This is a genomic window from Shewanella atlantica, assembly GCF_003966265.1.
GTDB classification, from domain to species: domain Bacteria; phylum Pseudomonadota; class Gammaproteobacteria; order Enterobacterales; family Shewanellaceae; genus Shewanella; species Shewanella atlantica.
Window position 1 is genome coordinate 395766 of the sequence record NZ_RXNV01000001.1, and the last position, 14339, is coordinate 410104.

At 46.4% G+C, this 14339-nt stretch carries 10 protein-coding genes; 3 read left to right on the forward strand and 7 right to left on the reverse strand.

The window, feature by feature from the left end; genetic code table 11:
• Positions 1-331 precede the first annotated feature (331 nt).
• The gene (locus EKG39_RS01600) at positions 332-1117 is read left to right on the forward strand and encodes a helix-turn-helix transcriptional regulator (protein WP_185817500.1); all 786 of its coding nucleotides are present in this window, start codon (positions 332-334) and stop codon (positions 1115-1117) included.
• Positions 1118-1298: 181 nt separating this feature from the next.
• On the opposite strand, the gene EKG39_RS01605 is transcribed toward EKG39_RS01600, so the two are convergent.
• The 3 genes from EKG39_RS01605 to EKG39_RS01615 all read right to left on the reverse strand — a co-directional run bounded on the left by EKG39_RS01605 (position 1299) and on the right by EKG39_RS01615 (position 7401).
• The gene (locus tag EKG39_RS01605) at positions 1299-2867 is read right to left on the reverse strand and encodes a hypothetical protein (RefSeq protein ID WP_148103045.1); all 1569 of its coding nucleotides are present in this window, start codon (positions 2865-2867) and stop codon (positions 1299-1301) included.
• A gap of 454 nt (positions 2868-3321) precedes the next feature.
• Entirely contained in the window at positions 3322-4920 is a 1599-nt protein-coding gene (locus EKG39_RS01610; protein WP_126503595.1) for an ABC-F family ATPase, read from the reverse strand.
• 222 nt (positions 4921-5142) lie between these two features.
• Positions 5143-7401, reverse strand: coding sequence for a heavy metal translocating P-type ATPase (locus EKG39_RS01615; protein WP_126503597.1), 2259 nt, complete (start codon positions 7399-7401; stop codon positions 5143-5145).
• Positions 7402-7558: 157 nt separating this feature from the next.
• Between EKG39_RS01615 and EKG39_RS01620 the strand changes: the two genes are divergently transcribed.
• Positions 7559-7939 carry a MerR family DNA-binding protein gene (locus tag EKG39_RS01620; RefSeq protein WP_126503599.1) on the forward strand — a complete coding sequence of 127 codons (381 nt, stop codon included), beginning with the start codon at positions 7559-7561 and terminating at the stop codon, positions 7937-7939.
• Between the two features lie 32 nt (positions 7940-7971).
• Here EKG39_RS01620 and EKG39_RS01625 read toward each other — a convergent pair whose 3' ends face one another.
• The 3 genes from EKG39_RS01625 to EKG39_RS01635 form a co-directional block, all read right to left on the reverse strand.
• Entirely contained in the window at positions 7972-10023 is a 2052-nt protein-coding gene (locus EKG39_RS01625) for a S9 family peptidase (RefSeq protein ID WP_126503601.1), read from the reverse strand.
• 78 nt (positions 10024-10101) lie between these two features.
• The gene (locus EKG39_RS01630) at positions 10102-10350 is read right to left on the reverse strand and encodes a hypothetical protein (protein WP_126503604.1); all 249 of its coding nucleotides are present in this window, start codon (positions 10348-10350) and stop codon (positions 10102-10104) included.
• Between the two features lie 447 nt (positions 10351-10797).
• Positions 10798-12744, reverse strand: a complete 1947-nt coding sequence (locus EKG39_RS01635) for a B12-binding domain-containing radical SAM protein (RefSeq protein ID WP_126503606.1) — start codon at positions 12742-12744, stop codon at positions 10798-10800.
• 358 nt (positions 12745-13102) lie between these two features.
• Between EKG39_RS01635 and EKG39_RS01640 the strand changes: the two genes are divergently transcribed.
• Positions 13103-13414 (forward strand): hypothetical protein, encoded by a 312-nt coding sequence (locus tag EKG39_RS01640; RefSeq protein ID WP_126503608.1) that lies wholly within the window; start codon positions 13103-13105, stop codon positions 13412-13414.
• 164 nt (positions 13415-13578) lie between these two features.
• On the opposite strand, the gene EKG39_RS01645 is transcribed toward EKG39_RS01640, so the two are convergent.
• Positions 13579-14337: an SDR family oxidoreductase gene (locus tag EKG39_RS01645; protein WP_126503610.1), complete on the reverse strand. Its 759-nt coding sequence runs from the start codon at positions 14335-14337 to the stop codon at positions 13579-13581.
• Between the last annotated feature and the right edge of the window lie 2 nt (positions 14338-14339).

Below are 14339 nucleotides of genomic sequence, written 5' to 3' on the forward strand. Positions count from 1 at the left end.
TCCTAAGTTCGAATAACATGGCTCTGGCTAATGGAAAATCAATATTGATATCTTGTATGCATATAGATATTGGGGACATACCAGACCAAAGCACTCAGTCCTCCAGCAAGAAAATGTTCTCCAGCAAGAAAATGTTCTCCAGCAAGAAAATGTTCTCCAGCAAGAAAATGTTCTCCAGCAAGAAAATGTTCTCCAATGAGAACAACACTTTTCGTTTTAACCTATTGTGACTTATGTCAAAGATAGCTGAAAAAAACTATTTTACAGATTGAAAGTTCGCCCCTCAACATGTTACTGATATGTTATCCGAAATATTATTGTGATGAAAAAAATGGACTGGAATAAGTTCGCTTTATGGCAGCAAGAGCTCATTACAATTCAGAATATCAGGCCGATACAAGGGGAAGATTTTTCTCTCCTTTCATCTTGGATAGAAGCTGACGTCATAACCATCACTCTGGTCGATACAAGGTTATCATTTCAACATACCTGGTCACCTCAACTATCTGAGCAAGATATTGCTTTTTACGGCACACACAAAGCACATGATGTATACCTCAATACCTATCTTAAACAGGGACTTATTGGTTCGTCTCAATTCATGCATGAACTGCTACCTATGCAAAAAATTCAAGACCCGATATTTATAGATACTCTGCAGCCTTATTTTAAATTCAATCACTCTTTAAGCCAGATTGCCTGCTATCCCAAGCATCTCTATCTCATTTTTACTGCTCATCGCTTCTCTAAACCATTCGACCGAAATGCTCGTATCCTGCAACAACAAATAAGTCATTCTATGGCTCCTTGGGTCTTGGCTTCTCACTACCATAACTTAGCGCAGCAACAAGCTTATTTTGCATCGCAACAATGTCTGCAACATTTTCCGCTCTCGGCGAAATTCACGCAACCTATCCGCCTAACTCAAGCTGAAAATCAAGTTTTAAACCTACTGACTGAAGGCGAATCTGGCAGTGATATAGCAAGAATAAGAAATGTATCTAAAGAAACCATCAAGAGCCAAATTAAGAGTCTCTTGCATAAGACGGGGACTCGGCATCAAAATGAATTATTAAGCCGCTATGCCCATGATGAACTATTCACTATGTCCCACTAGTCAACAGTTGTATAAAGCTCCATCGATATTTGATATCTAAAAACAATCCAATAAAAAAAGCCTATCTACTTGGAAGATTAGATAGGCTTAAAGTTGCGCCTCGCAATCACAAAACAAATATTCCAACTTACCTTAGCTTAATTTTTCTGACAAATGACTAACCTCGATACCAGCTTTCACCTTAGCGAACTTGCTTGATCGCGATAGCATATGCTGCTTTTCCATCATATATAGACGTCACCACCATAAGGTCTTTCGTCTGATTCATCGCCCAAAGGTCTTCATCCCCGGTAAACACACCATTATTAAGACTCATTGTCATAGATTGCTCTGTTAAGAAAGCATCTTCTGAAGTGGCAATATGGCTCCATGTGGCATTCCCCTTGTCATCAAAGGACAAGTCCACTATCCAATAACCAAACCCCGCCGGATCCATATCTCCCTCATTAGGCACTTGTAAATTGTACAACCTCCACGAACCCTGCAGATCAGCCAAAGAGGGGGTTAGACTAGATTTAAGCATCACCACGAAGTTCGCCCTACCAGCCTTATGACCATGTCGAAGAATGACATCATTACTTCTAGATATGTACATCACGTTAGTTTCATCATCACCGTCAAATGCAACTTTTCCGGTATCATCGAGTGTAAATGTAAGCTCCTCGCTTCCTGTTTGTGCTTGCTGATTGGGTAGCGCCATCTCTTTAATAACCGCATGGCCCTGTGCATCAACCTGCATAGAATCGGCCCAAACTCCGAATTCGGTTGGGTTAAAGTTATCTGCGACCGGAGTTTCTATAGAGAGGTTATGCCACAATCCCTCTAGATCACTCACACTGTGGCCATTAGATAGCTTAATAGCTAAGCCTAACTCCTGTTCAAGTCCATCTTCATCGGCAAAGTAGTTAGCAATAACATCCTTATTAGCACTCAAGCCCATATCAAGACCAGCCAAATCCTCATCAAAAAGAGTGATCCTTCCCTTTTCATCCACATTTATACTGAAGGTTTCGGTATCCAACTCTCTGCCCGGATTTTTAATCAGTGCGGTGCTAGTCACAAGCGCCTGCTCAGTCACATCCCAGCTTTCAACTGTATAGTTCAAACTATTTTGCGATGCAGTCCCCATTACCGGAACGGTAAAAAAAACGCTGTGCCAACGCCCGGTAAGATCTGCCAATTGATACGGACGACCTTGGCCAAAGTGCGCTAAGGCCTCGTTGGAATCAACCAAATCATCGGCGCTCATCCCCGCAACAACAAGTGCAGCAGTAGCTTGTTGTTCAAATTGTGGAGCTTGAGGATCCATCTCCGTTCCAGCCAAAATTTCATTTATCCCTTCGGCTAGCTGAATGCCATTTTCAGGATTATGATCCTGGTCTAGTGACTGTAATATACGCAAGGTATTTACCACACCAATATCAGATGCTAATTCGGTTTGATAAAGATCCATTGGAGTGACCTCTGATTGAGCTGTCACAGATGGAAAGCGTGTTCCCCCCAAGAAAAAGACCACCTCTTCGCCTTCCAGGTAGTCAAACATCCCCTCAGCGTCAGTCACCCCTGATTGACTCGCAGTTTCAAATCCAAGACCTGATACGGGACTATCTGAAAAAACACCACTAAGAACAACTGGTGTAGGTGTTGGGTCTGGCGTTGAATCATTGTCACTCCCACCACAACCAACCATGGTAATGCTTAAGCCGACAGCTAAATAGATTAGAGATTTTTTACTTTGTGTTTTCATCATCTCATTCCTTATATTGATACGTAACATAAGCATCAAATAAACAAGATGTTTTGGCATCCCCCTTACGGGGGACAAGTAGACATATTGCGAAGTTAAACAAGCTCCCCGGACAAAAAGTAATATAATTGAAAGACACTCTTTATGACTAGGCAGTCATAAATGTTCAAGACATAACATCTATTTGTATACATCCCTGCCGAATCCGGCTTTATATTAAAGAGAGTGTTCCAGACATAACGCCAATTTGTATGCATCCCTGCCAAATTGCCCTTTCTATTCAAGAGAGTGTTCCAGACATAACGGATATTTGTATGCATCCCTGCCAAATATTCATAAATGTTCTGACTGCCAAGGATGGCGGAAATGCCAATAAATGAATGGAACATTTATGGCCAGACATAAAAAAGCCCCGGACTTTATCCGAGGCTTTTCAATAATTCGTTAGCGTGAAGGATTAGCCTTCAATCACACCTTTGCTTACCAGGAACTCATCATAAGTCCCTTTGAAGTCATTCACGCCATTTGGAGTGACTTCAAGAATGCGGTTGGCAAGTGATGATACAAATGCACGGTCATGACTGACGAACAATAATGTACCTTCGTACATCTCTAGTGCGTTGTTCAATGACTCGATCGATTCCATATCCATGTGGTTAGTCGGTTCATCGAGAAGCAGGATGTTTGGCTTCTGCATAATCAGCTTACCGAATAACATACGTCCTTTCTCACCACCGGAAAGCACTTTAACTGACTTCTTAATATCATCAGAACCAAATAGCATGCGGCCTAAGTAGCCACGTACTGATTGATCGTCATCTTCCGGCTTGCGCCATTGACTCATCCACTCGAACAAGGTCATATCGTTTTCGAAATCTGACTCGTGATCTTGAGCATAGTATCCAATTGATGAATTTTCAGACCATTGAATTGTACCGCTATCTTGCGGGATATCGTGTACTAAGGTACGCAGTAAAGTGGTCTTACCCACACCATTATCACCCAAGATGGCAATGCGCTCGCCCACTTCAGCGATGATGTTCAGGTCTTTAAATAGCGGACCTTCATCGAATCCTTTGGTTAGATCTTCCACAACCAAGGCGTTACGGAACAATTTTTTCTCTTGTTCGAAACGAATGAACGGGTTCACACGGCTGGAAGCTTTAACTTCGTCAAGCTTAATCTTGTCGATTAACTTAGCACGTGATGTCGCCTGCTTAGCTTTAGATGCGTTAGCCGAGAAACGGGCAACGAAGCCTTGAAGCTCAGCAATCTGGGCTTTCTTCTTCGCATTGTCTGACATCAAACGCTCACGGGATTGTTGAGCAGCCATCATGTACTCATCATAGTTACCAGGGAACAGGCGTAGTTCACCGTAATCCAGATCAGCCATATGGGTACAAACAGAGTTCAGGAAATATCTATCGTGCGAGATGATGATCATGGTGCTGTTACGCTGGTTAAGCATCTCCTGCAACCAACGAATCGTATCGATATCCAAGTTGTTGGTAGGCTCATCGAGAAGCAACAAATCTGGATCGGAGAACAGCGCCTGTGCCAAAAGTACACGCAACTTGAAACCCGGTGCAATTTCGCTCATCAGGCCGAAATGTTGATCGACACCGATACCTACGCCCATTAAGAGTTCGCCGGCACGAGATTCGGCGGTATAACCGTCCATCTCGGCAAATTCCATCTCAAGTTCGGCAACCTTAATCCCCTCCTCCTCTGTCATCTCCGGCAGAGAGTAGATACGGTCGCGTTCCTTTTTAACTTCCCACAGTTCAGCATGACCCATGATAACGGTATCTACGACGTTAAACTCTTCATAACCAAACTGGTTCTGACTTAGCTTACCCATACGTTCATTAACATCTAATGAGACGTTACCCGATGTTGGTTCAAGGTCGCCGGCAAGGATCTTCATAAATGTTGACTTACCACAGCCGTTAGCGCCGATCAGACCGTATCGGTTTCCGCCGCCAAATTTGACTGAGAGGTTTTCAAACAGTGGCTTAGCGCCAAACTGCATGGTGATATTAGCTGTAGTAATCAAGTTTAAGTATTCCGAATTCAGTTATGCGATGCGCGGCAAGCTCACGCTGCCAGCGCTTGAGTGAGCAAAATCAAGCGCGAAAGTATAGTAGATCAGGCTTAAATTATCAAGATTAGGTGGCGCCCGCCGCCATGACAGATTCCTCCCCTGGATGATTAAATTCAATAGTGATTGGATTACAGATAGAAGAGTGCCGGCGCCCTCCTCTATCGTCGATTGCTATTAGTTCAGTTTCTGATGCCTTAACCGATTAGCATTAGTAACCACAGTCAGTGATGACAATGCCATTGCCCCACCAGCGATAACCGGACTCAACAGCATTCCGGTAAAGGGGAACAAAACGCCTGCGGCAATGGGTATGCCTAAACTATTGTAAATAAAGGCGCCGAACAGGTTCTGCTTAATGTTACGCATACTCGCGCTGGCAAGTGAGAATGTATCTGCCAGAACAGACAATCTGCCGGATAGAAAGGTCAGATCGGCGCTCTCTATTGCCACTTGTGTGCCATCCCCCATAGCGATGCCCACATCTGCACTGACCAATGCGGGGGCATCGTTTATTCCGTCCCCCACCATGGCAACAATCTCACCGCTGCTCTTAAGGTCGATAATATGTTGCTGCTTCTGCTCGGGCAGCACCCCAGCTATCACCTCTTCAATTCCCACTTCTCTTGCTACCGCATTGGCGGTTTTGTGATTATCGCCGCTGAGTAAAATCACGCGTTTACCGGAGCGTTTCAATGCCGTGATGGCCTCTAAAGCATCGGGTTTTAGCGGATCGGTAATGGCAATGACCGCCTTCAGTACCCCGTACAGTGCAACAAAGACCGGCGTCTTTCCCATCTCGGCAAGCGATATGACTTCATCTTCCAGCGCGTCCATGTTGCTAACGCTCTGCATTTTCATCAGCTCCATATTACCTACCACCAGATTTTGCCCATCGACGACACCGACAATGCCTTTACCCTGGTAATTGGTAAACGCTTCGGGCTCAAACAGATCTAACTTTCTGGATTTAGCCTCACTCACCATGGCATCGGCCAGCGGGTGCTCCGAGTGTTGCTCCAGACTCGCCACACTTTTTATCAAGACATCTATCGCATCACCACTATCGATACTGTCCCTCCCCGATCCCAACAAAATATCGGTAACCGAAGGCCTGCCTAAGGTGATGGTGCCGGTTTTATCGAGTACCACACAGCTAACCTTACTCGCCGTCTGCATCGCCTCACCATTTTTAATCAGTACCCCCATCTTTGCCGCCCTTCCCACCGACACCATTATCGACATCGGCGTCGCTAAACCTAAGGCGCAGGGACAGGCGATAATCAACACGCTGGTCAATACGATAAGTGCATGTGACAGTTGAGGCGCGGGTCCAGCCATAAACCAGACTGATGACGCGGCCAGTGCAATCAGCACAACGACAGGCACAAAGTAGGCCGAGATTTTATCGGTCAGGCGGCCAATAGGCAGTTTGGATGTTTGCGCCTGTTGAACTAACTCTATGATCTTCGCCAACCGGGTATCCTTTAAGCCAGCAGTCACCTTAAATATCAAGCTGCCATTGCCGTTAACGGTTCCCGCACTCAAGGGATCTCCTGCAGATTTATTAACGGGGACGGGCTCACCGGTCAACATAGATTCATTAAGCTGTGAATGGCCGGATAGCACTTCACCATCGAGCGCGACTCTGCCACCGGGTTTGAGTCTGAGACGGTCGCCGACATTGACCCAGGCTATTTCAACCTCTTCATCTCCTGAATCGGTCACTCTGATGGCTGTAGTTGACTGCAAGCCTATGAGACGCTGTACCGCTTCTCCTGTCTTGCCTTTTGCCCTGAGCTCAAGCGCATGGCCCAAGTTGATTAAACCTAAGATCATCACACTGGCTTCAAAATAAACATGGCGGGCCTCGGCCGGGAACCCCTCAGGCATCAAGACCACTATCATGGAATAGAGCCAGGCACTCGTGGTGCCGAGCACAATCAGGGTATCCATATTCGCCGTTCCCGCCTTAAGGGCCCGCCACATCCCTTGATAGAAGTGCCCACCGGTGGTGATAAGCAGCACTAAGGTTATCAGGCCCATCCCCCCCCACATAAATTGCTGACCCGGGCTATTGACCATCATCTCACCACCAAGCAGCCCCCACAGCATCATAGGAATACCTAAACCCAGGCCGAGTGCCGACTGGATAATACGGGTGCGATACTCGATGTTCTCCTCTTTAAGCTTGTCCTCGGATGCAAGTTTTGCATCGAGTACTAACTCACTGTCATAACCGGCACTGGCTATTGCAGCTATGGCTAATTCGCTGGTGATATCGCCATTGATCAGCACCTGTTTTTCCCCTAGGTTTACTCGCGCCTCGACGTGCTCCGCGGATTCTTCCCGGGCTAACTTTGCAAATGCGCCCTCGATCTTGGCAACACAGCTAGCGCAGTTCATTTTGGGGACATATAAAATCATGCTCGTCATAAGATAGTTTCTCCCGACCCTTTATCAGTTAATTTGTCTAATACAGATTGGTATAACGACTAAAACAAGCGTAATGTCTCCCCTAATGGGAGAGTCAAATATCTTTTTAAAGTAATTTAAAAATAGCCTATATGAGGGCAGAAAATGAGGACAGAAAATGAAAATTGGTGAAGTGGCTAAAGAGACAGGGTTATCGATTAAGAGCATTCGCTATTATCATGATATTGGACTTATCTGCGCCACACGCGGTGAAAACGGTTACCGTGAATATGGCCGACCTCAAATCGAGTCTCTTAAGTTCATCCACCATTGCAGAGAATTGGGGTTCTCTCTCGATGATTGCCGATCCCTGCTTGACCTTAAACTGAACCTTGCAAGGGATGCCGAGGACGTTAAAAATTTAGCGAAGGTACATCTCGAGCAAGTCAGCGCGCGTATCATCAAGCTTCAGGCTCTGGAGGCTCAGCTCAAACATCTGGTGGATGACTGTCGCGGGGGACATCAGCCTGATTGCTCAATCATCAACAGCTTAAGTTGAAGTAAAACCGAAGTGAAAGAGGTGAAACCACCTTACTCGGTATGTTTAAGGTTTTGGGCGTTTTCCAGTTGAAGCGGAGCCTGTTCACCTGCCGGTGTAAAGCCAAAGACCTTACCGTAAAAAGCCAGCTCCACCTCCAACGCTTTGACCTTGTTCTGCGGATCCTTCTCCCCGTGCCCCTCACCATTGAAAGCCAGATAAGAAACGGGCACGCCCTTGGCTTTAAGCGCATTGAATACGGTCTTCGACTGCTTTTGCGCGACAAGGGCATCATCGCTCCCCTGGATCAATAACAGAGGTTCATCCAGCTCCTCGAGATGATACAGAGGAGAGCGCTGACGATAGACATTCTGTGCTTCGGTGCTGACTCCGACTAATTGCTCAAGGTATTTCGACTCAAACTTATCCGCCTCTTTACTCAGCACCTCCATGTCGCTGATCCCCGCATAACTCACACCGGCCTTAAAGGTGTCATAGAAGGCTAACGCCGACAGAACGGTTAACCCGCCCGCGCTGTTTCCGCGCATGGCAAGCTGCAAACCATCGACCCAGCCCTTGTTCACCAGGTGCCCCGCGGCTCTGACCGCATCTTCCACATCCGCGATGCCCCAGCGGCCATAGATACTCTGACGATACTTACGCCCGAAGCCGGAACTGCCACGGTAATTGAGATCCATCACCGCAAACCCCCGGCTGGTCCAAAACTGAATATCACGTCTGAATGCCAGACTCGCTTTATAGGTTGGTCCACCGTGTAACATCACCAACAGTGGCGGCCGGGAATCCTTAGGAGGGATATAATCTGGGTTGACCGGGCCATAATAATAACCAAAAACCTGTTCACCGTCCCCGGATTCGAAGCTGATGCTTTCGGCTCTGGATATATAGTTAGGATCGAGTACCGGTAGTTCTGGCGCATAAACAAGCTGAGTGCCACGGCCATTCACCTTATATATTCCCTTTTCCGGCGTCACTTTCGCGCCGACAAAATAGATGCCGTTTTCACCTTTCACAACCTGAGATATCTCACCAAAATCCACCGCGATAGACTCAGTTAACCCGGTATCGAGAAAGATACGGATAAGCGACGCCTCACCGTTATGGTTGTAGCTGGCGATGATGGTATTGTCAGACTCAAATGCATAGTTGTGATTTCCCAACTTCCAATCGGGAACGGCAAACTCCGCCTCCATGTCCAGTACATGCTCGAGCTCCCCCTGCGAATTGATGCGATATAGGTTCCACCAATTATTAAAGTCGGCCACAAAATAGAGCTGACCGTCCGGGCTGTACAGGGGCTGGGTGATCGAGCCTTCATGATCGGCAATCAATCTGCGTGCATTATGCAATCCGCCCTTGGGTTCAAGTTCGCCGACCCATAATTGAGTATTATCCCAGGGCATGTTGGGGTGGTTCCATGATATCCAGGCCAGTTGATTGTTATCCGGTGAGACTCTGGGCGCCGAATAAAAATCGGCGCCGGAACTGAGTACCGCCCCCTCCCCGGAGAAGTTCAAGTTCAGTGCAACCAGACTGGAAACCGGCATGCCAGGCTTACGATGATCTTCCCTGACACAGATAATGCGGGAGCCTTTGGAATAGGAGACACAATCGGCATGGCGAGTCCCATTGGGAGTGAGCGGCACGGGTTCTTGATTAGGGGCTATTCGGTAGAGGAGTTGATCCTTCCCCTTAGAGACGAACAGACTCTGACCTATACCGAGAAAAGGGGAGCCACCGTATTCATGTACCTTAGATCTGACATCAAACCCGCTGTTCACGGCCTCGGACACGCTACCATCGAGATCCAGGCGTTTAATGCCTAACCTGCCATCGGAGGCGGCATCGGATTGCACAAAATAAACGGCATCGTTTACACTCTGTAACTCGCCAAAATTGTCTGATAACCCATAAACATCGCTCGCTGATATCGGCGATGTCCAACTGCCATAAGTATCAATCTGGCAACCCGTTCGTTTATCGATAAGCTCTGTGGGTTCGGTAGGATCTTTCTTAGAGCAACCGACAAGCAAGCTTAAAAGTAGCGCTGAGAAAATATAGGCCGTATACACGCGAAATCTCATTGATACCTCCAAAGTTCATCTTGCTTTATTAGTTAGAATTAGTTCACTGAAATCAGTTCCCTAAAGTTAGTCAATCAGCTACTTCTTTGTGACAATCTTATTCTTAAACCATTCAATAACGGCCAATTGTTTAGCTTGGGTCAGTCCGAAATAGATACATACCCAAGGGGAAAGCAGCAGGTACCAAGGCAACACACTTGTGTCACGCCCACTGAACAGGAGAAAAAAGAAGCCGCAGTAGATAATCAAAACACCAGAAACCCCAACAAACAACATGACATTTCGCGTTACTTTTTCCAACCAATCCATCTTCTTATCAAATCTCATCGATACAAAATCCCCATAACGTGATTATTATCACCTAGATTAGCGATACAGTTCAAGAGACGTTCAGCTTCGGGGTTGCAGGTCTTCGAATGAAGGCTGTTTGCACTTTCTGATTTAGCTTCTGGCTGAGTCGATATTGGATAGCCTGTTTTAAGGTCGACCTTCTTTTTACCTGACGCCTACGGCGAGGTATGTGCACTCTTAAATTTGAAAAGGTTCTGCGAGAACGGTGAATATGGCGTAGATATATGATTATGAACGCGAGGGTAAATATGGTTGTTCACTAAAAAGGCCACTTTCTTCCGGAACAAGAAAGTGGCCTTTTTTATAGATTAAATCTATTGGTGTTCACCTGACTCTAATGACCCTTAACAGCTGATGACCCTTAACTGCTGATGGCTCTTCACTGCTGATGACTTTTAATCGTTGATGGTGCTTAACTACTGCTCACTCTTCATTGCTGGTGATTAGATTGTTAATCGCTTTTGATACCAGGTCTTTTTTCATCCTAGTACGTGCTACAGGCTGATTAAACCAGAAGCTCATCGGCTGCTCAAAGCCAATACCATGCATATAATTGTAGATAGCCTTACGGAGCCCTTCGCCCAACATTTCATGATCTGTACCGGTCGGATCGCTGAAGTCCACATCGTTTTCAGCGAATAAGATCTCAGGTCGCTCCGCAAGGGTAATACCAAACTTCTCAGGGTTTATGCCAACAGGACTGTGAATCGTGGCCACAAAACGGTGCCAGTAGGCGGACTGGAAACAACCTTGCTTCATCATCTGCCGCACCATTTCCAGCGAATCAACGGTTTCTTGCTCAGTTTGTGTCGGAAAGCCATACATCAAATAGGCATGAACCAAAATACCTGCATCACTGAAGGCTTTGGTTACCTGGGCGACCCGCTCAACACTCACGCCTTTTTTCATCAATTTCAATAGACGATCTGATGCCACCTCCAGGCCGCCGCTTACAGCGATACAACCGGAATCCGCCAGTAACTGGCAACGCGCTTGACTAAAGGTTCTCTCAAAACGAATATTGCCCCACCAGCTGATCACCACATTGCGTTCAATGAGCCGTTTTGCAAGCTGAAACAACAGCTTTGGCGGTAGGGCTTCATCGACAAAATGAAAGCCTGTCTCTCCGGTTTCTTCGATGAGTTGTTCGATTCTATCCACCAGAACATCGGCGCCAGCGGCATCGAAACGGTCGATATAGTCCAGACTGACATCGCAAAAGCTGCATTTACGCCAGTAACAGCCATGGGCGATGGTCAGTTTATTCCAGCGTCCATCACTCCAAATGCGGTGCATAGGATTGAGCATTTCACACAAAGAGAGGTATTCCCCCAATGGCAGGCCATCGTATATCGGTGCACCGACCTCAGTTTGAGGGATATCGTGGAGCTGCGCATTTTCATTGAAGTGTACATAGGGTTGGCCATTTTCATCGCCATCGCTGTCTTGGGCGAGGAAATAGGTTCGTACTAAGTCGTCTATCCCACGCTTTCCTTCGAAGTATTCCAGCAGCGTGATAAAAGGACGCTCGCCGTCGTCCAGACAGATAAAATCGACAAACTCAAACACTCGCTGGTCTTTCAGCGCTCGCAACTCGGTATTGATAAAACCACCGCCCAAAACGATGGGAATATCTGGATTAATGGCTTTACAGGTTTGCGCAATACGTAAAGCGCCTAACATATTTCCGGGAAAAGGTACGGTTAATGCGACGACGCTAGGCTGAGTTTCTTCCAGATATTGCTCGACCAATTGTTCTAAAATTTCCGAGCTGAAACTCGATTCGTTCATCAAGGTATCGTAGAGATTGTCAAAGCTTGGGTTGGCCGCCGCTAATTGCTCGCCATAACGGCTGACTTCAAAGTAAGGATCAACCCCCTGAGTAATGACATTAGACAGGTCATTAATAAACAGGGTTGCCAGATATTTGGCTTTATCTTGTACGCCTAGGTTGCCAAAGGCCGCTTGCAACACATCGCCGGATACCGCTTCCATCTGAGCAATCGTGTCAAACGCCGGCCCCTCAGGTAAAAAACGACGGGAGTTGATACGCATTGCAAGGCTTGGGTCTTTGCCCTGCAAAAAGCGAATAACGCTCTCAACGGTTTGATGGTAACGGTCAAACTCAGCCAGAAAATTAAAAATTACTTCAGGTAGCTCATCGTCTTCAAAATGCTCAAAGTTTTGTTCCACATGCTGACGAATAATCTCCAGCGCAGGTGCTGTCATCATCTCCAGGAAAAGCTCAATAGCAGGATCTCGCTGCACCGCCTCATAACCTCTAGAGCGTAAAAAACCAGTTAAATACGCTGTTGCCGGATAGGGCGTATTAAGCTGGGTCATAGGTGGAGTCATTAGAAGAACGGTCATAACCTGCCTTTAAATTGTAAAACCTGAATGCACTGTTAGAAACTGAACGGTGCGAAACCGTCAGTACGAACAGAGCGTAGCAGCCAATACGGCTGCCATAAAATAGGAATGGATTCTAGCAAATGAGCCATACCCGTTCTACTTCAAAGTGTAGATTTTAGAGCAGACTGAGCGAATCCAATAAGAAGGTATCATTTAGATACGGCGAGCAAGAATTAGCTTAAGACAGCAGTTCTGTAGAGACCTTCATGCCGATGGGGCGCAAAGCAAAGTTAGCAATGATACTCATTCTCTAGATAAATAGCATTTATGGGCTATATTTATTACTTCGTAACCAATATAGAGGGAGGGAGTTCATATGATAGTTGCACGTTGGTCTATAGACGCAAAATTTGGACATAAGCCTGCTGTTATTGACTCTCTATCAAAATGGCAAAATAATTTTGGGGCTCAAATCGGCTGGGAAGGAAAATGTAGAATTCTAACAGGTTCTATTGGTGCTTTAGAGTCGACAGTTATCTCTGAAATTACTCTCAATAACCTGGCTGAATTAAATGAGTCTTGGGAAAAACTAGGTGCGTTAGACGGCCATAAGCAATGGAGTATCGAACTCGAGCCTCACATTGTGTCTGGTACTATGAAGTGGGAAGTATTCCGTATTGTTGAGTAGCTTAAATCAAAAAACAGTCGCTAGAGGCTGTTTTTTTGATTTTCACTTTTGACCACTAGATACAGCTTAATTTCTAAGTTTCGAACAAGTAACCATCTTATCAAGCAATAAAAAAACGAGCCTAAGCTCGTTTTTTTCAGCGATATCAGAAGGTATCGTATCGTTTAGATACGTATCCCACCATCGATTTCGAATACGCGGCCATTCACATAATCATTTTCGATGATAAATTTAACCGTCGAAGAGATCTCTCCCGGCTGACCTAAACGACCAACCGGAACCATCTTCTCCAGACGCTCCAATGCTTCAGGCTTCATCGCTGCAGTCATCTCAGTTTCAATCACCCCTGGTGCGACGGCTGCGCTACGAATATTGTAGCGAGCTAACTCTTTAGCCCAACCGACTGACATCGCCGCGACACCGGCTTTAGATGCAGAGTAGTTAGTCTGACCTACGTTGCCCGCCTTAGCCAGGCTGGAGATATTAATGATCACCCCTTCCTGCTCAGACTCAATCATGGCGGCAGCCGCTTCACGGCCACACAGGAATGAACCTGTGAGGTTGACGTTGATAACGGCCTGGAATTGTTCGAACGACATACGGTCGGTGACCTTGCCCTCTTTAGCTTTCACCAACATGCCATCGAACAAGATCCCCGCGTTGTTGATCAACACATTAACCTTGCCAAAATCTTCCATGATGAAGCCGAAACCGGCGACCACATCTTCTTCATCTGTGATATCGAAAGCGTAACCCTGAACTTCTGCTCTGTCGCCGATGTCGGCACAGGCACGTTCAAGTTTCTCCTGATCAACATCGATAAGCGCCAGCTTAGCACCCGATTCAGCTAAATCCAGCGCCATTGCCAGACCTAATCCACCGGCGCCACCAGTGATGACCACAACCTTATCTTTTAAATCCATCG